Source organism: Collimonas sp. OK607 (genome assembly GCF_900111995.1).
Taxonomy (GTDB): Bacteria; Pseudomonadota; Gammaproteobacteria; order Burkholderiales; family Burkholderiaceae_D; genus Collimonas.
The window spans coordinates 14,191-39,713 of the sequence record NZ_FOKF01000010.1 but is presented as its reverse complement, the minus strand read 5'-3'; the positions used below and the strand labels follow the sequence as shown (position 1 = coordinate 39,713).

The 25,523-nt window shown below is 59.6% G+C and carries 27 protein-coding genes; 18 read left to right on the top strand and 9 right to left on the bottom strand.

The genetic code is table 11. From position 1 onward, the window contains the following. Window positions 1–8 precede the first annotated feature (8 nt). The 5 genes from pcaF (at window position 9) to BM029_RS09215 (ending at window position 4,708) form a co-directional block, all read left to right on the top strand. Window positions 9–1,211 carry a 3-oxoadipyl-CoA thiolase gene (pcaF, locus tag BM029_RS09235; protein ID WP_092435245.1) on the top strand — a complete coding sequence of 401 codons (1,203 nt, stop codon included), beginning with the start codon at window positions 9–11 and terminating at the stop codon, window positions 1,209–1,211. Between the two features lie 114 nt (window positions 1,212–1,325). Further along, window positions 1,326–2,192 (top strand): branched-chain amino acid ABC transporter permease, encoded by an 867-nt coding sequence (locus tag BM029_RS09230; RefSeq protein WP_092435029.1) that lies wholly within the window; start codon window positions 1,326–1,328, stop codon window positions 2,190–2,192. Between the two features lie 68 nt (window positions 2,193–2,260). After that, window positions 2,261–3,244, top strand: a complete 984-nt coding sequence (locus BM029_RS09225; protein WP_244544986.1) for a branched-chain amino acid ABC transporter permease — start codon at window positions 2,261–2,263, stop codon at window positions 3,242–3,244. Further along, a complete protein-coding gene (locus BM029_RS09220) occupies window positions 3,241–4,002 on the top strand; it encodes an ABC transporter ATP-binding protein (protein WP_092435024.1) in 762 nt (253 codons plus the stop codon). The genes BM029_RS09225 and BM029_RS09220 overlap by 4 nt, the downstream gene beginning before the upstream one ends. Further along, complete coding sequence (locus BM029_RS09215; RefSeq protein WP_092435022.1) at window positions 3,995–4,708, top strand: ABC transporter ATP-binding protein; 714 nt, start codon at window positions 3,995–3,997, stop codon at window positions 4,706–4,708. The genes BM029_RS09220 and BM029_RS09215 overlap by 8 nt, the downstream gene beginning before the upstream one ends. A 172-nt stretch (window positions 4,709–4,880) precedes the next feature. Here the strand turns inward: BM029_RS09215 and BM029_RS09210 are convergent, their stop codons facing one another. Next, on the bottom strand, window positions 4,881–5,906 hold the full coding sequence (locus BM029_RS09210) for a PDR/VanB family oxidoreductase (RefSeq protein ID WP_170851028.1): 1,026 nt from the start codon (window positions 5,904–5,906) through the stop codon (window positions 4,881–4,883). Here BM029_RS09210 and BM029_RS09205 point away from each other — a divergent pair. Further along, complete coding sequence (locus BM029_RS09205; RefSeq protein ID WP_244544975.1) at window positions 5,892–6,251, top strand: type 2 periplasmic-binding domain-containing protein; 360 nt, start codon at window positions 5,892–5,894, stop codon at window positions 6,249–6,251. The two genes, BM029_RS09210 and BM029_RS09205, sit on opposite strands and share 15 nt — an antisense overlap. Here BM029_RS09205 and BM029_RS09200 read toward each other — a convergent pair. Further along, window positions 6,238–6,711 carry a MarR family winged helix-turn-helix transcriptional regulator gene (locus BM029_RS09200; RefSeq protein ID WP_092435016.1) on the bottom strand — a complete coding sequence of 158 codons (474 nt, stop codon included), beginning with the start codon at window positions 6,709–6,711 and terminating at the stop codon, window positions 6,238–6,240. The two genes, BM029_RS09205 and BM029_RS09200, sit on opposite strands and share 14 nt — an antisense overlap. 142 nt (window positions 6,712–6,853) lie before the next feature. Here BM029_RS09200 and BM029_RS09195 point away from each other — a divergent pair, with 142 nt between their 5' ends. The 3 genes from BM029_RS09195 (at window position 6,854) to BM029_RS09185 (ending at window position 10,120) form a co-directional block, all read left to right on the top strand. Further along, entirely contained in the window at window positions 6,854–7,885 is a 1,032-nt protein-coding gene (locus tag BM029_RS09195; protein WP_092435013.1) for an aromatic ring-hydroxylating dioxygenase subunit alpha, read from the top strand. Next, window positions 7,882–8,847, top strand: coding sequence for a PDR/VanB family oxidoreductase (locus BM029_RS09190; RefSeq protein ID WP_092435010.1), 966 nt, complete (start codon window positions 7,882–7,884; stop codon window positions 8,845–8,847). The genes BM029_RS09195 and BM029_RS09190 overlap by 4 nt, the downstream gene beginning before the upstream one ends. 88 nt (window positions 8,848–8,935) lie before the next feature. After that, the gene (locus tag BM029_RS09185; protein WP_092435007.1) at window positions 8,936–10,120 is read left to right on the top strand and encodes an ABC transporter substrate-binding protein; all 1,185 of its coding nucleotides are present in this window, start codon (window positions 8,936–8,938) and stop codon (window positions 10,118–10,120) included. Between the two features lie 48 nt (window positions 10,121–10,168). Here the strand turns inward: BM029_RS09185 and pcaD are convergent, their stop codons facing one another. The 4 genes from pcaD to pcaH are packed head-to-tail and all read right to left on the bottom strand — an operon-like array spanning window position 10,169 to window position 14,097. After that, window positions 10,169–11,431: a bifunctional 4-carboxymuconolactone decarboxylase/3-oxoadipate enol-lactonase PcaCD gene (gene pcaD / locus BM029_RS09180; protein ID WP_092435004.1), complete on the bottom strand. Its 1,263-nt coding sequence runs from the start codon at window positions 11,429–11,431 to the stop codon at window positions 10,169–10,171. Window positions 11,432–11,442: 11 nt separating this feature from the next. Further along, window positions 11,443–12,837, bottom strand: a complete 1,395-nt coding sequence (gene pcaB, locus BM029_RS09175) for a 3-carboxy-cis,cis-muconate cycloisomerase (protein ID WP_092435001.1) — start codon at window positions 12,835–12,837, stop codon at window positions 11,443–11,445. Window positions 12,838–12,873: 36 nt separating this feature from the next. Beyond that, on the bottom strand, window positions 12,874–13,392 hold the full coding sequence (locus BM029_RS09170; RefSeq protein WP_092434998.1) for a peptidase associated/transthyretin-like domain-containing protein: 519 nt from the start codon (window positions 13,390–13,392) through the stop codon (window positions 12,874–12,876). A gap of 12 nt (window positions 13,393–13,404) precedes the next feature. After that, the gene (pcaH, locus tag BM029_RS09165; protein ID WP_092434995.1) at window positions 13,405–14,097 is read right to left on the bottom strand and encodes a protocatechuate 3,4-dioxygenase subunit beta; all 693 of its coding nucleotides are present in this window, start codon (window positions 14,095–14,097) and stop codon (window positions 13,405–13,407) included. 142 nt (window positions 14,098–14,239) lie between these two features. Here pcaH and BM029_RS09160 point away from each other — a divergent pair, with 142 nt between their 5' ends. Further along, window positions 14,240–15,013, top strand: coding sequence for an IclR family transcriptional regulator domain-containing protein (locus BM029_RS09160; RefSeq protein ID WP_092434993.1), 774 nt, complete (start codon window positions 14,240–14,242; stop codon window positions 15,011–15,013). Here the strand turns inward: BM029_RS09160 and BM029_RS09155 are convergent. Continuing rightward, complete coding sequence (locus tag BM029_RS09155) at window positions 15,010–15,930, bottom strand: helix-turn-helix domain-containing protein (protein ID WP_092434990.1); 921 nt, start codon at window positions 15,928–15,930, stop codon at window positions 15,010–15,012. The genes BM029_RS09160 and BM029_RS09155 overlap by 4 nt on opposite strands. A 138-nt stretch (window positions 15,931–16,068) precedes the next feature. Here BM029_RS09155 and BM029_RS09150 point away from each other — a divergent pair, with 138 nt between their 5' ends. The 4 genes from BM029_RS09150 (at window position 16,069) to BM029_RS09135 (ending at window position 18,568) form a co-directional block, all read left to right on the top strand. After that, complete coding sequence (locus BM029_RS09150; protein WP_092434987.1) at window positions 16,069–17,238, top strand: 4-hydroxybenzoate 3-monooxygenase; 1,170 nt, start codon at window positions 16,069–16,071, stop codon at window positions 17,236–17,238. Window positions 17,239–17,325: 87 nt separating this feature from the next. After that, window positions 17,326–17,649 carry an ArsR/SmtB family transcription factor gene (locus BM029_RS09145; protein ID WP_092434984.1) on the top strand — a complete coding sequence of 108 codons (324 nt, stop codon included), beginning with the start codon at window positions 17,326–17,328 and terminating at the stop codon, window positions 17,647–17,649. Then, window positions 17,646–18,056: an SRPBCC family protein gene (locus tag BM029_RS09140; RefSeq protein WP_092434981.1), complete on the top strand. Its 411-nt coding sequence runs from the start codon at window positions 17,646–17,648 to the stop codon at window positions 18,054–18,056. Before BM029_RS09145 ends, BM029_RS09140 begins: the two co-directional genes overlap by 4 nt. A 107-nt stretch (window positions 18,057–18,163) precedes the next feature. Continuing rightward, the gene (locus BM029_RS09135) at window positions 18,164–18,568 is read left to right on the top strand and encodes a DUF1801 domain-containing protein (protein WP_092434978.1); all 405 of its coding nucleotides are present in this window, start codon (window positions 18,164–18,166) and stop codon (window positions 18,566–18,568) included. 39 nt (window positions 18,569–18,607) lie between these two features. On the opposite strand, the gene BM029_RS09130 is transcribed toward BM029_RS09135, so the two are convergent. Next, window positions 18,608–19,045, bottom strand: coding sequence for a MarR family winged helix-turn-helix transcriptional regulator (locus BM029_RS09130; protein WP_211482455.1), 438 nt, complete (start codon window positions 19,043–19,045; stop codon window positions 18,608–18,610). Window positions 19,046–19,113: 68 nt separating this feature from the next. Here BM029_RS09130 and BM029_RS09125 point away from each other — a divergent pair, with 68 nt between their 5' ends. After that, complete coding sequence (locus BM029_RS09125; RefSeq protein WP_092434972.1) at window positions 19,114–20,322, top strand: FAD-dependent oxidoreductase; 1,209 nt, start codon at window positions 19,114–19,116, stop codon at window positions 20,320–20,322. Window positions 20,323–20,489: 167 nt separating this feature from the next. Here the strand turns inward: BM029_RS09125 and BM029_RS09120 are convergent, their stop codons facing one another. Further along, window positions 20,490–20,993: a porin gene (locus BM029_RS09120; RefSeq protein WP_371329106.1), complete on the bottom strand. Its 504-nt coding sequence runs from the start codon at window positions 20,991–20,993 to the stop codon at window positions 20,490–20,492. 163 nt (window positions 20,994–21,156) lie between these two features. Here BM029_RS09120 and BM029_RS09115 point away from each other — a divergent pair, with 163 nt between their 5' ends. The 3 genes from BM029_RS09115 to BM029_RS09105 are packed head-to-tail and all read left to right on the top strand — an operon-like array spanning window position 21,157 to window position 25,488. Beyond that, a complete protein-coding gene (locus tag BM029_RS09115) occupies window positions 21,157–22,527 on the top strand; it encodes a glutamine synthetase family protein (protein WP_092434966.1) in 1,371 nt (456 codons plus the stop codon). 35 nt (window positions 22,528–22,562) lie between these two features. Further along, the gene (locus BM029_RS09110; protein WP_092434963.1) at window positions 22,563–23,981 is read left to right on the top strand and encodes an aspartate aminotransferase family protein; all 1,419 of its coding nucleotides are present in this window, start codon (window positions 22,563–22,565) and stop codon (window positions 23,979–23,981) included. Window positions 23,982–24,000: 19 nt separating this feature from the next. Continuing rightward, entirely contained in the window at window positions 24,001–25,488 is a 1,488-nt protein-coding gene (locus BM029_RS09105; RefSeq protein WP_092434960.1) for an aldehyde dehydrogenase, read from the top strand. The last annotated feature ends 35 nt before the right edge of the window (window positions 25,489–25,523 follow it).

The following is a 25,523-nucleotide window of genomic DNA, read 5'->3' as shown; positions in this document are numbered from 1 at the left end:
TGAAAGAAATCAAAGAAGCATTTATCTGCGATGCGATCCGCACGCCCATCGGCCGCTACGGCGGTTCGCTGAAGGATATGCGCGCCGACGACCTCGGTGCGGTGCCGCTGCGTGAACTGATGCGGCGCAATGCCGCCGTCGACTGGAAAGAAGTCGACGATGTGATATACGGCTGCGCCAACCAGGCCGGTGAAGACAACCGCAACGTGGCGCGCATGTCGGCGTTGCTGGCCGGTCTGCCGCAGGAAGTTCCCGGCTCCACTATCAACCGCCTGTGCGGTTCCGGCATGGATGCGGTTGGCACAGCGGCGCGAGCGATCCAGTCCGGCGACGCCAGCTTGATGATTGCCGGCGGCGTGGAATCGATGACGCGTGCGCCTTTTGTCATGGGCAAGGCAGACGCGGCGTTTTCGCGTAGCGCCGCCATTTATGACACCACCATTGGCTGGCGCTTTCCGAACAAGGTGATGAAAGAACTGTACGGCGTCGACGCGATGCCGGAGACGGCCGAAAACGTGGCTGACGAATACAAGATAAGCCGCGCCGACCAGGATAAATTCGCGTTGACCAGCCAGCAAAAAACCGCCCGCGCCCAGCGCGACGGCTTGTTCAGCGACGAGATTGTACCGGTGTCGTTGGTGCAGAAGAAGGGCGATTCCATCGTCTTCTCACAGGATGAGCATCCGCGCGAGACCACGGCTGAAGCACTTGCCCGCCTGAAAGGCGTGGTGCGTGCCGATGGCAGTGTCACCGCCGGCAATGCCTCCGGTGTCAACGACGGCGCCTGCGCGCTGCTGATCGCCAGCGCCGAAGCAGCGGCGCGCCACGGCCTGACGCCGCGCGCACGCATCGTCGGCATGGCGACTGCAGGCGTGGCACCGCGCGTGATGGGGATCGGCCCGGCACCGGCCACGCAGAAGCTGATGCGCCAGCTGGGCATGACGTTGGACCAGATGGATATCATCGAACTGAACGAAGCGTTCGCCTCGCAGGGGCTGGCCGTACTGCGTGAACTGGGCCTGCGCGACGATGATCCGCGCGTCAACCCGCTGGGCGGCGCGATTGCATTGGGCCACCCGCTGGGCATGAGCGGCGCCCGACTGGTGACCACCGCGATGTATCAGCTACATCGTACCGGCGGTCGCTATGCGTTGTGCACCATGTGCATCGGCGTGGGACAAGGTATTGCCATCGTTATCGAGCGGGTATGAAGCCTCAACATTGAAGACAGCAGGAGACACAATGAGTAATAAGATAGACAAAATAAATAAAAAAATAAACAACAAAGAAATCTGCGGCACATCCCTCTCGCGCGAGAGGCCGCCATGCTAACCAACCTGATCGGCGTGCTGTTTGACGGCATCGCCTACGGCAGCCTTCTTTTCCTCATCAGCGTGGGCCTGTCGGTAACGATGGGCATGATGAACTTCATCAACCTGGCGCACGGCGCCTTCGCCATGCTGGGCGGCTATGTCAGCGTGACGGTGCTGTCGCGCTATGGCGTGCCGTTCCTGCCGTCGCTGCTGCTGGCCTTCATCGCATCGGCGGCAGTGGGGCTGGTACTGGAACGCCTGCTGTACCGGCGCCTGTACAAAGCCAGCCATCTGGACCAGGTATTATTCTCCATCGGCCTGACGTTCATGGCGGTGGCCGGCGCCACATGGCTGTACGGACCGACGCAGCAACCGGTGACGCTGCCGGACTGGCTACGCGGCCAGGTTTCATTGTTCGGGCTCGACGTAGGCGCCTATCGTTTGTTCCTGATCGGCGTGGTGGTCCTGATTACGGTCGCGTTGGGATTGCTGATCGAGCGCACCCGCTTTGGCGCGCAGATCCGTGCCGCGGTCGATAACCAGACCGCGTCCGCCGGCCTCGGCATCAACGTCAGCCTGGTGTTCAGCCTGACCTTTGCGTTGGGCTCAGGCCTGGCGGGTTTGGGCGGCGGCCTGGGCATTGACGTACTAGGCCTGGACCCGACATTCCCGATCAAGTACATGGTCTATTTCCTGCTGGTGGTAGCGGTAGGCGGCGCTGGCACGATCAAGGGGCCGCTGGTGGCGGCGCTGATCCTTGGCGTGTTCGACGTGGCTGGCAAATACTATGTGCCGCAGGTGGGCGCGTTCGTCATCTATGGCTTGATGGTGCTGTTGTTGATCCTGTTCCCGGCCGGTTTGATGCGGAGGAAAGCATGAGCGCCGTCACCAAGGCCGCTGTCGAGGCGGCGCCTGTACCTGTGCCAACTAACCGGAACCAAGCTGATATGAGATCTTTACTGCGTTTGCCGAATGACCGCTGGAAACCGCTGGAGATCGTCTTCTGGTTGCTGCCGGTGGCTGCTTATTTTCTCTTTCCCGGCTATCTGGTGCTGATCAGCCAGATCATGATCGTCGGCCTGTTCGCGCTGTCGCTGGACCTGATCCTTGGCTACGCCGGCATAGTCTCGCTGGGTCACGCCGCATTTTTCGGCCTGGGCGCCTACACCGCCGGCCTGCTGTCGGTACATGGATGGAACGAGCCGTTCAGCGGATTGCTGGCCGGCGCGGTGGTGGCTGGGCTGTTTGGTTTCATTACCTCCTTCCTTGTGGTGCGCGGCCAGGACCTGACCCGGTTGATGGTCACGCTGGGTATCGGCCTGATGTTGTTTGAGGCCGCCAATAAAGCCGCTTTCATCACTGGCGGCGTTGACGGCCTGTCCGGCATGACGGGCGGCAAACTGCTCGGCCTGTTCGAGTTCGACCTGAATGGCAAGGTCGCTTATTGCTATAGCCTGGCGACGCTATTCATCGTATTTGTGGGGATGCGCCGGTTGGTCAAGTCGCCGTTCGGCCTGAGCCTGATCGGTATCCGCGAAGGCGGGCGGCGCATGCCTGCACTGGGCGCCGACGTCAACCGCCGCCTGGTGACAGTATTCACCGTCTCCGCCGCCATCGCTGGCGTGGCCGGCGCACTGCTGGCGCAGACCACACAGTTTGTCGGCCTCGACATGCTGGGTTTTCCGCGTTCGGCTGAATTGTTGATCATGTTGGTGCTGGGCGGGACCGGACGCTTGTATGGCGCCTTGATCGGCGCCGCAATCTTCATGCTGGCGCAGGACTATATCTCCGGCCTGAATCCGGCCTACTGGCAGTTTTATATCGGCCTGCTGCTGATCCTGATCGTGCTGTTTGCGCGTGGCGGTATCCTGGGTGGACTTGATCTGATCGTCCAGCGTTTGAAACCATCGTCCCGCAAGGAGCAAGCATGACGAAACAAGATATTGCTCTTCGCACCGAAGGCTTGTCCAAGAGCTGGGGAGCGTTCGCCGCCAACAGCGATGTGAGCCTGACCTTCGCTAAGGGTGCGCGCCATGCATTGATCGGCCCTAACGGCGCCGGCAAGACCACCTTCATCAACCTGCTGACGGGCGGTTATGCGCCCAGTAGCGGCAAAGTCTATCTGGGTGACCAGGACATCACGCACCTGCCGCAGCACAAGCGCGTGCAGCGCGGCATGACACGCACTTTCCAGATCAATACACTGTTCGCCGGCATGACGGTGCTGGAATCGGTGGTTTTGGCGATCTGCGAGCGGCGCGGCCTGCACTCGGTCTGGTACAAGACCGTCGAGAAGCATACCGACGTTATCGACGAGGCGATGGCATTGCTGGCTACGCTCAAGTTGTCGGCAGAAGCCAACAGCATCACGCGTAGCCTCGCTTACGGTAAGCAGCGGCTGGTGGAGATCGCGCTGGCGCTGGCGACCAAGCCGAGCATCCTGCTGCTCGACGAGCCGGCAGCCGGTATTCCGCAAGCTGAGAGCAAGGAACTGTTCGAAGTAATTGCTCTGTTGCCGCGCGATGTCACCGTGGTTTTCATCGAACATGACATGGGGCTGGTATTCCGCTTTGCCGACCGTATCACGGTGCTGGTGGGGGGCAAAGTGCTGACCGAGGGTACGCCGGCGGAAATCGCGGCAGACCCGCGTGTCAAGGAAGTCTATCTGGGGGAGGCGGAACATGCGTGAGTTGCTGGCGCTCGATAAGGTCACCGCCGGTTACGGCGAGTCCATCGTGCTGGAAGATGTGTCATTCAAAATGAACGAGGGCGACAGCCTGGCCCTGTTAGGGCGCAATGGTGTTGGCAAAACCAGCCTGCTGGTGACGATGATGGGATTGACGCGTTTGCATGGCGGCAGTATCCGTTGGGCCGGCGCAGATATCGCCCGTGTCCCGACTTATAAACGTTCACGCGCAGGGCTGGGCTGGGTCCCGCAGGAACGCCATATGTTCCCGTCGCTGACGGTGGAAGAGCATCTGACAGTGGTGGCTCGTTCCGGTGCCGGTTCCGGTCCGTGGAATCTGCAGAAAATCTACCAGATATTCCCGCGTTTGCTTGAACGTCGCACTAACTTCGGCAATCAATTGTCGGGCGGCGAGCAACAGATGGTGGCGATAGCCCGCGCGCTGATGACCAATCCGCGCATCCTGTTGCTGGATGAACCAATGGAGGGCCTGGCGCCGATCATCGTGCAGGAACTGGTGCGCGTGATCCGCAAGCTGGTGCAGGAAGAGGGAATGTCAGTGATTGTGGTCGAGCAGCATGCACGGCTGGCGTTGTCGCTGACCAAGCGCGCTATCGTACTGGATCGCGGCCGCATCGTGCACGACTCGGATAGCGCGAGCTTGCTGGCCGATGGCGACAAGCTCGATCGCCTGGTCGCCGTGGCGTAAACCCGGACCCGGGAGGATGGGGGCTGACCCCGGATACCCGGTACCGTTTATGTTGGCGCGACGGGTATTTGATTATTTGATTATTTGTTTGACAGGCGGATGTGGGATTGTCGAACCAGGTCGACGCGCGCGCAGGTCAAGATACAACACCTGCGCGCGCCTTGGACTGCGATTAAAGATCGATGACGAGGACAGGTGTCAGCGGACGGGATACGCAAGGAAGGAAGCAGTTGTTAGCTTTCCGCTCCTGTGCACTGAGTAAAGAACCCTGATGGTCCGGCACGCCGTCCAGCACCGCTGTCCGGCAGGTGCCGCAGACACCGACTTCGCAGGAACTGTCGATGTTGATGCCGGCATCCTGCAGGCAGGCCAGCGCGCTACGTCCTGCAGGTATCGCGATGTCGCATTGTGTCCGTGAAAGACGCAATACGAAGGGTTGCTCTGAGGTGCCTGACGCTGGCACTGCGCCGAACGATTCCTTGTGCAGGGCCGAGGCGCCGAATCGAGCCTCCGCTTGCGCGGTGACCGCATCCATGAATGCGGCCGGGCCGCAGACGTAGGCATGGCTGTCGTTCGCCGGAGCCGCAGCCAGCAACTTGCCGATGCTGGCCGCCGTGTCCTGCGGACCAAGACCGCAGAATACCTCTACATACGGCGCCAATGGGCTCGCTCTCAACTCGGTCGAAAATGCCAGGCTGGCCTCGTCGCGAACATAGCAGGCCAGGCGGAAAGGCTGTTTGCGCCGTAGCAGTGTATATGCCATCGACAAGATAGGAGTGATGCCTATGCCTCCGGCGAACAGCAAGTGCATCCCTGCCTGAGGCGCCAGTGCAAAAGCATTGCGTGGCGGGCCGATACTGAGCACGCTGCCGGTACGAGCCATGTCATGCAGCCATGCCGAGCCCCCGCGCGAACCGGCTTCGCGCTTGACGGCGATGCGGTAGCCGGCGCTGGAAGGCTCGCGGCAGCACAGGAAGTACTGCCGCACCAGGCCGTTACCCAACGTCACGTCGATATGTGCACCGGCTTCGTAGGAAGGCAGGGCCGCACCATCGACGGCAGCCAGTTCCAGCACGCGGATGCCGTTCGTGTCGGTGATGGAAGAAATCACGACGTCCATCGCTGACTCCGTTGTCGTCTGCGCCGCCACTATCCGGCGCGCACGGTTAGCGCCGGCATCGACATGTATGTCTATCATGCCGGCGCCCGCGAAACTCTGCATGTTGAGGAACTGCGCTTCGATGATGACGCGGTCCTCTTATTCGAGCAGTTTCTGGTACGCCAGCGGATAGAGCGCAGGGTGGTGTTGTCGACGCCGCACTTCATGTCGATTCCGTTCCTGATCGCGGGAAGCGACTTGATGGCGACAGTGCCGCGCGCGGTGGGGGAGAGCTTTGCGCAATTCGCTGCGATCAGGCTGGTTGAACCGCCGTTGGAAATACCGCGGTTCGACCTGAAGCAGCATTGGCACCGCAAATACGCCAAAGACGGGGCCAACGCCTGGTTGCGGTCCGTGGTGGCGGAGCTGTTCAGCGCCCCTTAGAGAGCGGCGCGCGGCTTTGATCGTTGTTTTCCCGTACCAGCTTGGTCAGCAGTTCCATGAACTGCAACTGTTCCGGTCCGGTGAGGGGAGCCAGGATTCGGCGCCGCAAACGCTGCGAGCCGGGGATCAGATCTTCCAGCAACTGCTCGCCTGACGCCGTGATCGCCAGCGCACGCTGGCGGCGATTGTGCGGAATCACCTTGCGCTCCAGCAGTCCTTTTTCTTCCAGCCGTGCACAGACCGTCGCGCCGGTCGAGGTGTCGACGCCGTTGATGGCGGCCAGCGATACCTGGTCGATGCCGGGATGGTCGGCCAGGTTGCGCAGCATCGCGTACTGCACCGGCGTCAGCTCGCTACCCATCTCGTCGTAGAAGATCGATACCGAAATCTGCTGGGCGCGGCGCAACAGATGGCCAGGATGTTCGTACAGGTTGATCAGTTTGTTTTCTGTTTCTGGCATGTCGGGTTCTCTTGTTGTGCGGCGCAATATCGAAATTTGAATTGAAAGTCGATTACGGCAGTTTACTTCGTCGGTTATCGGTTTATACTTTACGACATTCAGTGCACTTAATATTAGACTAGAAACCTAGCATGGAGATGAGATGTACCCAAAAAATACCTGGTACGTGGCATGTACCCCGAACGAAATCGAAGGCGGTCCGTTGGGGCGCCAGATCTGCGGCGAGAAAATCGTGTTCTATCGCGGAGCCGAAGGCAAGGTTGCTGCCGTTGAAGATTTTTGCCCGCATCGCGGCGCACCACTGTCGCTGGGTTCGGTGCAAGACGGCAAACTGGTCTGCGGCTATCACGGCCTGGAGATGGGTTGCGATGGCAGGGTGGTTAGCATGCCGGGCCAGCGCGTGCGAGGTTTTCCGTGCATACGCAGCTATCCGGTGGAAGAGCGTTACGGCTTTATCTGGGTCTGGACCGGCGACAAGGAACAGGCCGATCCTGCATTGATCCATCACCTGGAGTGGGCGGATAGTTCTGAGTGGGCTTATGGCGGCGGCATGTACCACATCAACTGCGAATACCGGCTGATGATCGACAACCTGATGGACCTGACGCACGAAACCTATGTGCACGCTTCCAGCATCGGCCAGAAGGAAATCGACGAGGCGCCTGTCAACACCACGGTCGAGGGCGAACAGGTCGTCACCAGCCGCTACATGGAAAACATCATGGCGCCGCCGTTCTGGCGTGCAGCCCTGCGCGGCAACGGCCTGGCTGACGATGTGCCGGTAGATCGCTGGCAGATCTGCCGCTTCAGTCCGCCCAGCCATGTGATGATCGAGGTCGGCGTGGCGCATGCAGGCAAGGGCGGCTACGATGCCGATCCTTGCCACAAGGCGTCCAGTATCGTGGTCGACTTCATTACGCCGGAAACTGAAACGTCGCACTGGTATTTCTGGGGCATGGCGCGCAACTTCAAGCCCGAGGATAAGGAACTGACCGCGACCATCCGCGAAGGCCAGGGCAAGATATTCAGCGAAGACCGTGAGATGCTGGAACTGCAGCAAGCCAATATCCTGCGCCATCCCGAGCGCAAGCTGCTGATGCTGAATATCGATGCCGGTGGCGTGCAATCGCGCCGCGTACTGGACCAGTGGCTGCAGAAGGAGCAGCAGGGATGAACGAGGTGACATTGAAAGTCAGGGTAGAGCGTAAGGTTGTTGAAGCCGACGACATCTGCAGTTACGAACTGGTGAGTGCAGACGGCGCACCGCTGCCGGCCTTCGGTGCCGGTTCGCACATCGATGTGCATCTGCGTCCTGGCCTGGTGCGACAGTATTCGCTGTGCAATCCGCCGCATGAGCAGCATCGCTATCTGATCTGTGTGTTGCGCGACCCGGCATCGCGCGGTGGTTCGCAGGCAATGCACGACGATATCCAGGCCGGCATGGTGTTGCAGATCAGCGTTCCGAAAAATCATTTCCCGATAGTGGAAGCTGAACGTAGCCTGCTGCTGGCGGGCGGCATCGGTGTGACACCTATCCTCTGCATGGCCGAGGCGCTGTCTGCGCAGGGTGCGGCGTTTGAGATGCATTACTGCGCGCGGGCGCCCGAGCGCACCGCTTTCCGTGAACGTATCGCATGCTCACCGTATTCCGGGCAGGTGCAATTTCACTACGACAGCGGCGATGCGGCGCAAAAATTGGATTTGCCCGCATTGCTGACAGGACTGGATCGGCAGACGCACATTTACCTGTGCGGACCAGCCGGATTCATCGATCACGTGCTGGCTACGACCAAGGCGCACGACTGGCCGCAAGGGCAGGTGCACCTCGAATACTTTGGCGCTGCGGCTGCAGCCAATGACGGTACCGATCAGGCGTTCGACGTCAGGTTGGCCTCTAGCGGCAAGGTCTTTAGCATTCCCGTCGGCAGCACCGTGCTGCAAGTACTTACAGATGCCGGCGTGTTCATTCCAGCCTCTTGCGAGCAGGGCGTGTGCGGCACTTGTCTGACACGGGTTCTGGATGGCGTACCGGATCATCGCGATCTGTATATGACCGAGGCAGAACAGGTCGTCAACGATCAATTCACGCCGTGCTGTTCACGTGCCAAGAGTGCGGAACTATTGCTGGATTTGTAGCGTTTTTCCAACGGCCGGTTTCCTGACGTTCCGATTTTCCGAGATCAGGCGATCCGGGCCATTTATAAAAAAGAGAAAGAGAGACACCATGCCAGAAAAAATCAATAACCAGCGTCGAACCATCCTGTTGGGCACTGCCGCGATATCGGCGGGCATTCTGCCTGCGGTCGCCAGCGCGGCCGAGCCATTGAAAGTCGGCCTGATCGTGCCGATGTCCGGGCCGTTCGCATCGACCGGGCGTCAGATCGAGGCTGCGGTCAAGTTGTACATGCAGCAGAACGGCGCTTCCGTGGCCGGACGTCAGATCGAGGTCATCCTCAAAGATGATGGCGGCGTGGCGCCGGATGTCACCAAGCGTCTGGCGCAGGAACTGGTTGCGCGCGACAAGGTACAAGTGCTGGCCGGCTTCGGCCTGACGCCGCTGGCTTTTGCCGCCGCGCCAGTCGCTACCCAGGCCAAGGTGCCGATGATTGTGATGGCCGCCGCCACTTCGGTGATCCCGCAGCGTTCGCCATTCATCGTCCGCACCGGCTTTACGCTAGCCCAGGTAACCGCGCCGATGGCGCAGTGGGCCGCGAAGAACAAGATCAAGAGTGTGGTCACATTTGTCAGCGACTACGGTCCGGGGCTGGATGCGGAGAAGGTATTCGTCAAGGGCTTCACCGAAGGCGGTGGCAAGGTGATCGACAGTCTGCGCGTGCCATTGCGCAATCCGGACTACGCACCGTTCCTGGCGCGTGTCAAGGATGCCAAGCCGGATGCGTTATTCGTCTTCGTACCGTCGGGTGAGGGCGCGGCGGTACTCAAACAGTTTACCGAGCGCGGACTGGCCGCAGCCGGCATACGCCTGATCTGCACCGGAGACGTGCTGGACGACGACCTGATGGACAGCATCGGCCCGGCCGCGATTGGCGTGGTCAGCAGCCATCACTATTCGGCGGCGCATCCGTCGGCAGAGAATAAGGCGTATGTCGAGGCGTTCGGCAAGGCGAACAAAGGCATGCGGCCGAACTTCCATTCGGTCGGCGCTTACGATGGCATGCATTTGCTGTATCAGGCGCTGAAGCAGACCAATGGCGACAGCAGTGGCGAGAAGTTGCTTGCAGCAATGAAGGGTATGGCGTGGACCAGCGTGCGTGGCCCTGTCAGCATCGATGCCGCTTCGCGCGATATCGTGCAGACGGTGTATATCCGGAAAGTGGAAGCGCGCGGCGGTTCGTTCTACAACGTCGAATTCGACCAGGTCGACAAGGTGCGTGACCCGGGCGTATAAGTTTGGCCGTGGCGGCGCCTGATTGCAGGCGCCGCCACAGTTTTTTATTTACAGATTGCTGATGAAAGTACGTACCGCCTGGCAGAAAGCCTGTGGCTGCTCGATGCAACTCAAATGCGAAGCATCCTTCAGTACCGCTAACTGCGCGCCGGGTATGCCGTTCGCCAGCGTCTGCGACATCGCGATTGGTGTGCCCTGATCCAGTTCGCCGGCGATCACCAGCGTGGGAACGGAAATCGCGCCTAGCCGTGCGGTGGTGTCGACATTGCCGACCGCGTGGCAGCATCCAACGTAGCCGACAGCATCGGTACTGACCACACGGCGGCGGAAGCGCGCCACTGTGGCGCCGTGGCCGCCGCGGAATTCTTCCGTGAAGTAGCGTCCCATCACCGCATCGCCGATAGTTTCCACACCCTGTGCTTGTACGGTAGCGATGCGTTGCTGCCACATCTCACGTGCCGCTTCGGGATAGGAAGACGTGGTATTGGCCAGCACCAGCGCACTGACCAGCGTCGGATGACGCAGAGTCAGTTCCTGGCCGACCATGCCCCCCATCGACAGCCCTACCCAAACCACCGGTCCGGTATCAAGGTCGCGCAAAAGGACAGCGGCGTCATCCGCCAGCGACGCCATGTCGTACATGCCCGGCGGGGCTTCCGAGCTACCGTGGCCGCGATGGTCGTAGGTGATCACACGGCAATCTCCGGCCAGCAGATTGGCTAGTTCATCCCACATGGTCAAGTCGCAGCCAAGTGCATGGCTCAGCACCACAGTGTGGCGCGGGGCCTTGCCGTTGCGCGGCGCACGCACGGTGTAGTGCAGGGCGGGCTTGCCGCTGCTGCGGCCTTCAAGGCCGATGCCAGGATGGGCGACAGTTGCCGGTGCCAATGGCTCCAGCACGTAGCCGATTTGCGGGCCGACTTCGCGCAGGATGACCATGGCATGCGTAAATGCGGTATTGGCGGCCGGCACGCCGGCGTAAATGGCCGACTGTATCAGCACCTCCTTCAGTTCGTCCGGCGTCAGGCGATTCGATGGATCGCCCAACAGGGCGGCGCGCACGTGCAGGTCGAATTCTTCCCAGCGGCCGAGCGCGATGGTAATCGACAGGACGATGGCGCGCCGGGTCTTTTGTTCCAGGCCTGGTCGTCCCCAGATTTCGTTCCACGCAAAGCGCGTGATCAGGTTTTGGAAATCGGCATTGAAGCTGTTGGCATTGGATAGCGAACGCTCTACCCAGGCGTCGCCCAGGATGCTGCGGCGGTTGTTCAGGCCGCGTTCGAAGTCGTGGTCGATAGGATCGTAGCTCATTTTTTTCTCATTTATTTATGATAGGTGTGGGCCGAGTTCAATGCCGCAACGTCGCCGCGCAGGCTTTGCAGCTGCCGCTGCGCCAGGCGGTGTGCCGGCGCGGTAGCCGCGACGGGATCGAACAGTGTATTCAGATGCTTCAGATCGACATGGCCGCGCAACGCAGGATCCGCTTGCACCGCCTCGGTCAATACTTCGGCCAGATGGCGTTGCGTGGATGCCGTGACGCCGGTCATTTTTTCCAGCAGTTCATGCGATTTCGGACGGCCGATGGCGCCAGCCAGATAGGCAGATGCGGCTTCGGCGAACACTAGTCCTTGCAGTGCATCGATATTGCGTAGCATGCGTGCGCTGTCGACCTGCAAGCCGGCGAAGGCATCGTTCAACGCCTGCAGGGCGCCGTGCGCGCTGAGAAATAGTCCAGGCCACTCGGCCAGTTCGGCCTGCCAGTTGCCGAGACCACGCTCGTGCTGCTGGCCCATGCTGGCCAACAGGGCCGCGCCGTGCTGCGGCGTGCGCGTGGCGGCGGCTAGTGCGATCATGGCCGATACCGGATTGCGTTTGTGCGGCATCGCCGACGAGCCGCCGCGGCCATTGCCGGATGGTTCCGCCAGTTCTGCAATTTCACCCTGCGCCATCAAGCTCAGGTCGGTGGCGATTTTCCCCAGGCTACCGGTCAATACTGCGACTTCCAGGCCAAGCCGCACCCATTCGTCGCGTTGGGTGTGCCAGGCCGCATCGGCGACCTTCAAGCCCAGGATGGCGGCCACGCGGTTGGCAACCGCCGGGCCTTGCTCGCCCATTACGGCTAGCGTGCCGACGGCGCCTCCCAGTTGCAGCTGCAGTGCACGCGCTGCGCATTCCCGCAGGCGCGCGCGCGAGCGCACCAGCGGCGCCAGCCAGCCGGTCAGCTTGAAACCGAAGCTGGTCACTTGCGCCGGTTGCATCAGGGTGCGTGCCAGTACCGGGGTGGCAAGGTGCTGCTCCGCCAGTTGCAGCAGGCGGCCGGTCAGATCGAACAAGCCGTCGTCCAGCAACTGCAGGGCATCGCGTGTGGCCAGTACCATCGCGGTGTCGATTACATCCTGGCTGGTGCTGCCCCAGTGCACCTTGGTGGCAGCCTCGGCGTCGTACAACGCCACAGTCTTGGTCAGCTCTTTCACCAATGGAATCGCCAGGCTGCCGGCGCGGCGGCCGGCAGTGATGATGGCAGGGATATCGTAAAGTTGCGCATTGCAGACGGCGGCGATGGCGCGCGCCGCAGCCGGCGGCAGCAGGCCCTCGTCGGCCTGCGCTTGCGACAGCGCCTGCTCGAAGCGGAACATGGCTTGCACGATCGCCGTATCGTCGAACACGGCGATCATGTCGGTGGTGGTCAGGAAGCTATCGAAGATGGATACACTCACCGCGGCTCCAGTTCATATTCAGATTCAGATTCAGAATCATACATAATCGAAAAATACCGTTTCCTGCTCACCCTGCATATGTATATTCCAGCTGTATCGGCCGTCGGCTGTTTGAGTAGCGATCAGGGTAGGGCGGCGAGCGGCTGGTACTTGCTCCAGTATCGCCGATTGCTTCAGTCCGGTATCGTTTTCCAGGAACACTGCGGTGAACTGGTGCTTGACCAGGCCGCGTGCGAACACCGTCACGTAGGCTAGCGGTTCTCCCGGGGCCTGTGGACATACCGACAAGCGCAGGCTGAATTTCCCCTCGTCGTCGCTGGGTATGCGGCGGAAGCCGGGAATAGCCTGTGCGGATTCCGCAGCGGCGGCGGCCGGTTGCCAGGCTTCGATCTGGGCGTCGTTGATCGGGATACCGTCGCCGTCGTAGACGATGCCGCTGACTGTAATGGTCGGCGCGCTGGTTTGCAGGTGGTCGGCGGCGCTCAGTTCGGTCGCCCATTGCCAGGCTTCATGGGAAAACGGGCCGATGGTTTGCGAGGTCGTGATTTTGCTCATTCGGTACTCTCCTTAGTTTTCCATCGGCGTGGCGTCGCGGCCGCGCAGGACGATGTCGAATTCATAGCCCAGCATTTCGGCGCCTACGGTGTACTCCAGGCTGTAGCGTGAGATCAGGCGCTGGCGTGCGGCCAGGTCCGGAATGCTCTGGAAGATCGGGTCGTAGTCGAACAGCGGATCGTTGGGGAAGTACATTTGCGTTACCAGGCGCTGCGCGTACACGTTGCCGAACAGGGAAAAATGGATGTGAGCCGGGCGCCACGCCTTGTCGTGGTTGCCCCACGGGTAAGGGCCGGGTTTGATAGTGACGAAACGGTAGCGGCCGTCGTCATCGGTCATCATCTTGCCCCAGCCGTGGAAGTTCGGGTCGAGCGGCGCGTCATGCTGGTCGCGCTTGTGGCGGTAGCGGCCGGCAGCATTGCATTGCCAGACCTCCAGTAGCGAGTTGCGCACGGGCTTGCAGTCTTCGTCCAGCACGCGGCCGGTGACGACGATTTTTTCGCCAAGCGGTTGAGCGTCGCCTTGCACAGTCAGATCCATGTCGTTAGGCAGGAGGATGCGCGGCGATGGCGCGATGTTCTGTTCTACCGGCAAGCCTGCGGCGATACGCAGCGACGGCTGGACCGGGCCGCGCTTGGCGGTTGATTTGTAGGGTGGGTAGATCAGTTCCGGATAAACGCCGGACGCGATGGCATCGAATTTCAAAGCATGACTCCTTGTATGAGATGCGGAAGGGATGAAGACGATGGTATGCAAGCCGCCATCCGGTCACAAGGGAGATAAGGCGTGCTATATTCGCTATACGCACAATTTGTGCGAATATCGCCCAAATTGACGTTTTTTTCTTATGAACACTGAAATTGACCCGCCCGCCAAGCGTGATTTGATCGCCGGACTGGAAAAAGGCTTGCAAGTGATCGAGGCCTTCGACCAGGAACGCAGCCGCCTGAGCATCGCAGAGATAGCCGAACGCACCGGGCTGACGCGCGCGGCGGCGCGGCGTTACCTGATCACGCTAACCCACCTCGGCTACATGCGGCACGAGAACAAACTGTTTTCGCTGACGCCGATGGTGCTGCGGCTAGGACAATCCTATCTGCATTCGGCACGGCTGCCGCGGGTGGTTCAGCCACTGTTGTATCGACTCGCGTATGCGTTAGGGGAGGCCGCGTCGGTCGGTGTGCTCGATCACGACCAGCTGGTGTGCGTGGCCGCCGTCAGTGCCGGGCAACTGGTGTCGTCGACGTTGCAACCGGGCACGCGGGTACCTGCCTACTGCACCGCCAACGGCCGCATGCTGCTGGCCAGCCTGCCGCCGCAGCAGATCGAGGCTTTCCTGGCGCGTGCCCAGCCGGAGCAGATCACCGAGTACACCATCGTCAACAAGGAACGCCTGGCGCTGGAGATCGCGCGTGCCGGCGTCCGCGGTTATGCGTTGGTAGATCAGGAGCTGGAACTAGGCCTGTGCACCATCGCGGTCCCTCTGAAGAACTTCCGCGGCGAGGTGGTGGCGGCGATGAACATCAGTGTGCACGCCGGTCGCATGCCGATCGATCAGATGGTGGAACGGTGCCTGCCGGCGATGATCAAGATCCAGGTTGAGCTGAACGCCTTGCTCTAGTTTTCTTCCGGCTCTGCCGCTTCGGCTGGATAGCGGCGGAATTCCTTGGGCGTGACGCCCATGCGTTTTTTGAACAGACGGCTGAAATAGGCCGGGTCCTGGAACCCCAGTTCATACGCGATGCTCGCGATGCTGATCGGGAGATAGGTCAGCTTGCGGCAGGCTTCCAGCATCAGCCGGTCTTGCGTGATATCGAAAGCCGACTTGCCGGACAGCTTGAGGCAAAGGCGATTCAGCCGCGTCGGTGTAGCGCGCAGGATATCGGCGTATTGCCGGACCTGCCACTGGTCCTTGAAATGCCGCTCCACTTCAGCACGAAAGCGGCTGAAAAGTTCGAAGTCGCTGCGGCCCGACTGGTCGGCCAGCCGATGCTCTGCGTGTACCCGAACCAGCAGCAGCAGAGCGCTACGGGCTAGCCATTCCAGCATGAGCGTATGGCCATACTGGGGCCAGGAAGCTTCCGTCATCAGGTTTTTCAGCAGCGACTCTAGCCGGCTGTGCACTTCCGGCAAGTCGGCCAGGTCGACTGCCAGCGGCTGCACGAACAACGAGGAATAAAGGTCGGCGTGGTTCCCTGCCACGGCGAAGATCACGTTCTGGTCTACCGTCAGGACATAACCCTGCGCTCCTTGCGAAAAATCGAAGCCGTGCGCTACCGAGGGATGGACCGTGATGGCAACTGGTCCGCTGCGTTCCCATACGGCTTCGTTGACGCTTGCGCGAACCTTGCCGCTAAATAAGAAAAGTACCTGAAACAATCCTGGGTGGGTATGGTTGGCGATATGCCAGTTATACAGACTGCTACGCGTTTCGATCAATTCGATATGAACGAATTCAGCATTATCTGCACGTGTTTGTTCGCCGTACAGGGCGAACTGGGGGATCTCTGCAGCGGCTGGTTTGGAGAGTTTTGGCATATCGGGAAAGTAATCGAGAAAGCGTTCGAGAAATGCGGTGTGTCAAAATAGTACAAGTTTTATGCCGCTTCATCCATGTTTATTGAAGCGCGGCGCGGCTACGATGAAGTTATACCAACACAACATCGGAGACACGCCATGCGTACCCAAGTAGCCATCATCGGCGCCGGCCCGGCCGGCCTGCTGTTATCCCACCTGCTGCATCTGCAGGGCATAGAATCTGTCGTCCTCGAGTCGCGCTCGCGCGCCGAGATAGAAAGCACCATCCGCGCCGGCGTGCTGGAGCAGGGCACTATGGATATCTTGACCGAGACTGGCGTCGGCGAGCGTATGCGTAGCGAGGGCGCACTACATCACGGCATAGAGCTGGCTTTCGATGGCGCTCGTCACCGTATCGACCTGACTGAGCTCACCGGCAAGGCCATTACCGTCTATCCACAGCATGAAGTGATCAAGGATCTGGTGGCTGCGCGGCTGGCGGCGCAGGGCGAGTTGCTGTTCGAAGTGAGCGGTGTTGCGCTGCATGGCGTGGAAACGTCGCAGCCATCTGTCACTTTCCTCCATGGCGGCGCGGAATGTAAGCTGGAAGCGGATTTCATCATCGGTTGCGACGGCTATCACGGGGTGTCGCGTCCGGCGATGCCTGGCCAGGGTCTGCGCAAGGATTTCCAACGCATCTATCCGTTCGGCTGGTTCGGTATTCTGGTGGAATCGGCGCCATCGTCCGATGAACTAATCTACGCCCGGCACGACAGGGGCTTTGCGCTAGTCAGCACGCGCTCGCCGACGGTGCAGCGCTTGTATTTCCAGTGCGATCCCAGCGACCATACAGACAACTGGTCCGACGACCGCATCTGGGCCGAGCTGCACGCACGGCTGGAGAATCGCGACGGCTGGAAGCTCAAGGAAGGCCGCATCTTCCAGAAAAATATCATCGGCATGCGCAGCTTCGTCTCTACCCCAATGCAAGCAGGGCGGTTGTTCCTGGCTGGCGACGCCGCGCATATCGTACCGCCGACCGGCGCCAAGGGCTTGAACCTTGCGGTGTCGGATGTCCGGTTACTGGCACGCGGGCTGGACCAGTTCTATCGCCAGGGCAGTGAAGAACACCTGAACGGCTACAGCGACGAAGCATTGAAGCGCATCTGGCGCGCGGAATATTTCTCATGGACGATGACACGTCTGTTGCATACCTTCGCCGACGCCACGCCGTTCGAACGCGAGATGCAACGCGCTGAACTGGAAAATATCGTGAGCTCGCGCGCGCTGGCTACATCGCTGGCAGAGAACTACGTTGGTGCATTCTGAGCATACAGCTAAGCGGATTAGTGTTGCGGGATCGATATCATCAGAACAGGGCTTGACGATCAATAACCATTTGGTTATGCATTAAAAATGCAAACGGTAGAAAACGACATTTTCAAGGCTCTGGCCGACCCGACACGCCGGGCGATCTTTGAACGCCTGGCGCGTGACGGAGAACTGACCGTACGCGCATTGACTGATCACGCCGGTGTATCACAGCCGGCAGTGTCCAAGCACTTGCGCGTTCTAAAGCACGCGCGGTTGGTGAACGACAGGCACGAGGGACGCGAGACGCATTACAGCGCCCAACCGTTAGCACTTGCGCCCATACGCGATTGGATGAGCCTCTATGGCGCCTTCTGGAAAGAACGGTTCGATCAGCTCGAATCACTTTTGAAAAGGATGGACCAATGAGCAATACTGCAACCGAAACGCTTTCCGTTGTTGTCGAACGGGAGATACCTTTTCCGTCGGAAAAGATCTGGCGCGCGCTCACGCAACCACACCTGATCGAGGAGTGGCTGATGAAGAACGATTTCAAGCCTGTCATGGATCACCGCTTCAATCTCAACGCCGACTGGGGTGCTGTCGACTGCCAGGTCCTGGCAATTGAGCCGCACAAAACGCTGTCTTACACGTGGGCGGCCTATGGTCTGGAGAGCGTCGTTACCTGGACTCTCACGCCCACGAGTACCGGCACTAGCCTGCGCATGGTGCAGTCGGGCTTCCGGCCGGATCAGCAGCAGGCTTATCAGGGCGCCAAGATCGGTTGGCCGAAATTTCTTGCGGCCCTGGAACAGGTTTTGGCACGGATTGACTGAAGCCTGCCGGAGCATCGATGGACGCCGGCCTCATGTGGGCCGGCGCGGACGATTGGTGATTGCTGCCCGAGCAAGATCGAAAAACGACCGAATGAGGTGCAGACAAAATGAAAAAGAGCGCAACGACCGCAACAGCCGAGAGTGAATCCCCATGGCGGCTGATCGACGCACGGATCAAGGAACTGGACGACTGGCGGGGCAAGATGCTGTCCCATGTCCGCACCCTCATCAAACAGGCTCTCCCTGATGTAGTCGAGGAGTGGAAGTGGAGAGGTGTTCCGGTTTGGTATCACGATGGAATGATCTGCACCGGAGAGACATACAAGAGCGTCGTCAAGGTGACTTTCGCCAAGGGCGCTGCGCTCAAGGACCCGTCAGGACTATTCAACTCCAGCCTTGAAGGCAACACCAGGCGTGCTATCGATTTTCATGAAGATGATGAAATAAATGAGGATGCCTTCAAGGCGCTCATAGGCGCTGCCGCAGCATTGAACAGTCCGTCTGTCCGATAGTCGTCCGGCGCCGCCAAGTTCAGTTGAGATTGATATCGGCTAGCTTGCAGCGCGATCGAGATTGCCATTTACGCGCACCAGCAGCGCCACCAATTGATCTTGTTCTTCTTTGGTCAAACCTTCCAATGCTTGCCGGCTAGCTGCATCCATGACAGCTTTCCCTTTTGGCAACCGCTGTGAGGCATCGGCAGTCAGCGAGACTAGCTGGCTGCGCTTGTCGTTCGGATTGGGGATGCGCTGAACCAGGCCATCGCGTTCCATGCGATTCAGCAGTTGCGCCATGCTGGGCTGCTCCACCTGCGCAAGCCGCGCCAGTTCGGCTTGCGACAGGGCGCCGTTCTTCTTGAGCGCGACCAGCACCGGCAACTGCCCCATGGCAAAACCCAGCGTGCGCAGCGGGCTGTCGACTAGCCGACCGAACGTACGGTAAGCCTGGCCGACGAGTCTCATCGGGTTCTCGGAAAGATCATTTTTCATGATATTGACATTCAATAGGTAACTATGTTTTTATATAGGTACCTATCATAATCGAATCAATCCATTCTGTGAATACACAATTACCCTCGCCATTACGCTTAGCCATAGTTGGCGGAGGCCCCGGCGGCCTCACATTGGCCCGCACCCTCCATCTGCACGGCATCGCCGCGACCGTATTCGAGCAGGAATCCCATGCGCTGGAACGCCCGCAGGGCGGCACCCTGGACCTGCATGAGGAATCGGGTTTGCTGGCGCTCAGGCAGGCCGGTCTCCTGGAGGCGTTCCAGGCCATCGCCCGCTACGATGACCAAGGTACGCGCTTGCTCGATAAGGCCGGCAACGTGCTGTTCGAGGACCAGGATGCTGCCAGCGGCGACCGCCCCGAGGTGGACCGCACGGAACTGCGCGCCATGTTGTTGAAGGCATTGCCTGCGACTTGCGTGCGCTGGGGTTGCACGATGCGTGAAGTGCGGGCGCGGCACGACGGTCGCTGGGACCTGGCCTTCGATCATGGCAACGAGGGGCCGTTCGACCTGGTGGTCGGCGCCGATGGCGCGTGGTCGAAAGTGCGGCCATTGCTGTCGCCGTACCGGCCTCAATACAGTGGCCTTACCTTTGTCGAGTGCGGCATCGATGACGTGGACCGCAGCCATCCCACCTTGTCGCAACTGGTGGGACGCGGCAAGATGAGTGTTGAAGCCGACTGCAAGGAAATTATCGCGCAACGCAATGGTAATGCGCACATCCGCGCTTATGCCATCTTCCGCGTGCCGGCAGACTGGGCGGCAGGGCGTTTTGACATTGCCTCACCAGCTTCCATGCGCACAGAGCTGCTCAAGGAATTCGACGGCTTCGCTCCCGAGATACTCGATCTGTTCCGGGTCAGTAACGATAGTTTCGCTATCCGCCTGATCTGTGCGCTGCCGGTGGGGCATTGCTGGGCTGGCCGGCGTGGCCTCACATTGCTGGGAGACGCAGCGCATGTGATGTCGCCTTTTGGCGGCGACGGGGTAAACAACGCCATGTTCGATGCCGTCGAACTGGCGCGCCTGCTGGCCGAGCGCGCTGACTGGAATGAAGCCGTGGCTGAATACGAATCGCTGATGTTTGCGCGCGTTGTCGAGTCCGCCGAAGGTGCTGCGGAAGGGGCTGCGACGCAGCTATCTCATATCGGTCAGGAGCTGGCGCTGGAAATGTATCGGAGCCACGCAAGCGGAACATCACTGTTGCCTGCGCCTTCGACGGCGCCTGGTTCCGTTCCGGTCACCTTGCAGTGATCGAGCCGGACGGCCATATTTCAAATCCATTGCCGTTTGAAGTTGAAAAGACATTCGTTGGCCCGGAATTTCCCGGGCCAACATTGGGTGTCACCAGGAAGACATGGTTTGTCGCTCTAATTTAGATCATCTGCTTTTTTGAATGAGCGTATCTTTGCCCGTCTTGCTTAAAACATGTGGCGAATACCCGACATGACACCGACCTGATTCAATCCGACACCCACGGTGCCGCCCGCATCCAGCGCAATGGCTGCCGAACCTGCATTCCGGATATAGCCAAGCGATGTGTACAACGCGGTGCGTTTCGACAGGTTATAAGTCACGCGCGCCACAGCCAGTGTGGAGACTTTGTCAGTATCCTTGACACCCAGGCGCGAAATCTGTGCATCCAGCACCCAATAGGAAGAAAACGGATAACTGACGCCGAGGTAATACAAATCGGAATGTGTGTCGCTGGCGGTTTTTATCTTGCGATCAACCAGGCCGGCGCCAATCTTGGTCTGGCCCAGCATGAAATAGCCATTCAGCGAAATACGTTGATCACTGAAGTCGCTGCTGGTCAGGCCAGCGGCGGCGCCCGGGCCAGGCGGCAAATTGGTGGCGTTTTCAATGGGTGGCCCACTCGAATCCGATAACGCCGCCAGCGAATAATATACACAGGATTTACGCAAAACACATATTCGCCGATACGATTATCGATAAAGATACTCCGCAAAAATCGAAGCTTGATCAGGTGCATAATATGCCGATCAGGTGCAGAATATGTTGACCGATGTGGTGCATCACAACTGATCTTTGCACATGTCCTGATTCGATGAATTTATAGAGAATCTCATGGCTATACGTGAAAATTTTACCTACGCCGATATGGACGTGTGGCTCAATGAAAAGCGGGTCACTGAAATCGAATGCCTGGTGCCTGATTTGACCGGTGTAGCACGCGGTAAGATCATGCCGCGCACCAAGTTCACCGAAGATCGTGGCATGCGTATGCCGGAAGCGGTACTCGGGATGACAGTTACCGGTAACTATCCGTCCGGCGACGCCGCGTACGAGCGCGCCATTTCGGCCACTGATCGCGACATGATTCTGCGGGCAGATCCGAATACCATTACGCTGGTGCCATGGGCGGTCGACCCGACGGCACAGGTGATTCACGATTGCCATTTTTCCGATGGTTCGCTGGTCGATTTTGCCCCGCGTTCGGTGCTGCGCCGCGTGCTGAAGCTATACGCCGACAAAGGCTGGTCCCCAATCGTCGCGCCGGAACTGGAGTTTTATCTGACCGCCAAGAATATCGATCCCGATATACCGTTGCGTCCGCCGGTGGGTCGCAGTGGCCGGTCTGAAACCAGCCGCCAGGTTTACAGCATCGATGCGGTCAATGAGTTCGATCCGCTGTTCGAGGATATCTACGATTACTGCGAACTGATGCAACTCGACGTCGATACGCTGATCCATGAAATCGGTGCCGGCCAGATGGAAATCAATTTTTTGCACGGCGAACCGCTGGGTCTGGCGGACAAGGTCTTCTTCTTCAAGCGGACCTTGCGCGAGGCCGCATTGAAGCACGACATGTATGCGACTTTCATGGCCAAGCCGATGACTGGCGAGCCCGGTTCGGCGATGCATATCCATCAAAGCGTGGTCGACACCAAGACCGGCAAGAACATCTTCAGCAAGCAGGATGGCACCGCCTCCCAGGCGTTCTCGCATTACATCGGCGGCCTGCAGCGTTACATGCCGGCCGCGATGGCGATTGTGGCGCCGTACGTGAATTCGTACCGCCGTATCGTGCGTCATACGGCTGCGCCGATTAACGTCCAGTGGGGCAAGGATAACCGCACGGTCGGATTCCGGGTCCCGGAATCCGGGCCGCAAGATCGTCGCATCGAGAACCGTGTTGTGGGCGCCGACGCCAATCCGTACCTGGCGCTGGCGGTGACACTGGCTTGCGGTTATCTGGGAATGACCGAACGGCTGGAACCAGCCCCGATGATGGTCGACAGCGCGTATCACCTCGATTTCCAGTTGCCGCAAAGCTTAGCCGAAGCGCTGCAAGACTTGCGCAACGAGACGAGCTTGCGCCAGGTGCTGGGCGACCGTTTTGTCGATGTCTATGCGGCGATCAAGGATCTGGAACATGCGGAGTTCATGCAGGTGATCAGTCCTTGGGAGCGCGAGCATCTGCTGCTGCATGTCTGATTTTATATAGTAGCAACGAGAGCTGAAGGTAGAACATGCATCCAAATAAAATCGCCCCGATGGCTGTCGAAACGCCAGTCAATACTCGTGCGATCCAGGAGTTGGACGCCGCCCATTATCTGCACCCGTTCACCGATTCCAAGGCGTTGGCCAGCCAGGGCTCGCGCGTAATGGTCAGGGGCGAAGGTATCTACATCTGGGATTCGGAAGGAAAGCGCCTGCTCGACGGCATGTCCGGTTTATGGTGCATGAATGTCGGCTATGGCCGCAAGAGCATCGCCGATGCGGTGTATGCGCAGATGCAGCAATTGCCTTTCTACAATAGTTTTTTCCAGACTACCAATGTGCCGGCGGTGCAACTGGCGGCCAAACTGGTCGAGATCTCGCCGCCGCAGTTCAACCATGTCTTTTTCACCGGATCCGGTTCCGAGGGCAATGACACCATCATCCGCATGGTGCGTCGCTACTGGGACTTGCAAGGTTATAAGGATCGCCACGTCATCATCAGCCGTCACAATGCCTACCACGGCAGCACGATGGCAGGCGCCTCGCTGGGCGGCATGTCCGGCATGCACGAGCAGGGCGGCATGATTGCGGGCATCGTCCATATCGGCCAGCCGTATTACCTGGAAGGTGGGAAGGACAAGACGCCGGAAGAATTCGGGCTTGAAGCCGCGTCCTGGCTGGAGCAGAAAATCCTGGAAGTCGGCGTCGACAAGGTTGCCGCTTTCATCGGTGAACCGGTACAAGGCGCCGGCGGCGTTATCGTCCCACCGTCCACTTATTGGCCTGAGATTCAGCGCATCTGCGACAAATACGGCATTTTGCTGGTCGCCGACGAGGTGATTTGCGGCTTCGGTCGCCTCGGTCATTGGTTCGGTTCCGAATATTTCGGCATCAAGCCAGACCTGATGACGTTCGCCAAGGGCGTGACCTCTGGTTATGTACCGCTGGGTGGCGTATTGGTCGGCGATCGCGTGGCCGATGTGCTGATCGAAAAAGGCGGTGACTTCAACCACGGCTTCACCTATTCCGGCCATCCGGTCGCCTGCGCCGCGGCCTTGGAGAACATCCGCATCATCCAGGAAGAAAAGCTGGTCGAGCGGGTGCGCGATGATACCGGCCCCTACCTGAAACAGAAATTCGAGACACTGGCCGATCATCCATTGGTCGGTGCTGCGGATACCTGCGGCTTTGTCGCCGGTATCAATCTGGTGCGGAAAAAAGCGGCGAATGTGCATGATTGCGTGTCATTCGACGCGAAGCTGGAGGTCGGGATGGTCTGCCGCAGTCATATGTTTAACAATGGCATGATCATGCGCGCCGTCGGTGACCGGATGATCATCGCGCCGCCGCTGGTGATGACGCATGCCGAAATTGACGAGATGGTGGCCTTGATTCGCGCTTGTCTCGATGCAACTTTGACAGATATTACCCAGCGCGGCTGGATGTAAACATTTTAAGGATATTCAAATGACGAACACACGTTGGCATGACCGCGCTGCGGAATTGAAGTTTGACGGACGCGCTTTCATCAACGGTCAGCGTGTCGCAGCGCAGTCCGGCGCAACCTTCGACTGTATTTCTCCCGTCGATGGCCGCAAGCTGGTCGATGTCGCCCGTTGCGAGGCGATCGATATCGACGCGGCGGTGACTGCAGCACGCGCCGCTTTCGAAGACCGACGCTGGGCCGGGCTGGCGCCGGCGGTGCGCAAACGCACCATGATCAAATTTGCCGATTTGCTGCTGCAACACCGGGATGAGCTGGCCCTGCTGGAAACGCTTGATATGGGCAAACCTATCAAATACAGCCGTAGCGTGGACGTGCCAGGGGCGGCCAACTGCATCCGCTGGTACGGCGAAGCGGTCGACAAGATTTATGACGAGATTGCCCCGACGCCCGACACTGCCCTGGCGTTGATCACGCGCGAGCCGGTCGGTGTGGTAGCTGCAGTCGTACCGTGGAATTACCCGATGCTGATGGCCTCCTGGAAAATCGCGCCGGCATTGGCGGTCGGCAACAGCGTGGTGCTGAAGCCATCGGAAAAGTCACCGCTGTCGGCGCTGCGGCTGGCTGAAATCGCGCTGGAAGCCGGCATTCCGCCCGGAGTGTTCAACGTGGTGCCGGGTTATGGCAATGAGGCTGGCAGCGCGCTGGCCTTGCACATGGATGTCGATTGCATCGGCTTTACCGGCTCGACGCGGGTTGGCAAGCAGATCATGCAATATGCAGGACAGTCCAATCTGAAACGGGTCTGGACCGAGCTGGGTGGCAAGTCGCCCAACATCGTGTGTGCGGATTGCCCCGACCTGGATGCCGCCGTGCGAGCGGCGGTAGGTTCGATCTACTTCAATCAGGGCGAGAGCTGCAACGCACCTTCACGCTTGTTCGTGGAGAAATCGATCAAGGAGCAATTCATTGCCAAAGCGCTGGCACTGGTGCCGAATTTCAAGCCAGGTGATCCGCTGGACGAGACAACCGTGATGGGCGCCATCGTCGACGATATCCAGATGAACTCGGTGCTGGGTTTTATCGCATCGGGCAAGGCGGAAGGCGCGCAATTGCTGGCGGGCGGGCAGCAAGTACGCAGCGAGAGCGGTGGCTATTACATCGAGCCGACCTTGTTCGATAACGTCGACAGCACGATGAAGATCGCCCGCGAAGAAATCTTCGGGCCGGTATTGTCGGTGTTCGGCTTCACCGATTTGAACGAAGCGATCCGTGCAGCGAATGCGACCGCGTTCGGCTTGCAGGCAGCAGTCTGGACCTCGGATATCCGCAAGGCCCACCAAACCGCACGGGCGCTGCGCGTGGGCACGGTGCACGTCAACCAGTACGACGACGATGACATAACGGTGCCGTTCGGTGGCTACAAACAATCCGGAAACGGGCGCGATAAATCCTTGCATGCTTTCGATAAATATACGGAACTGAAAACCACCTGGATCAACATCAGGTAAAGCGCTCTGGTCTAGTCAACGCAAGTCCGCTTTCA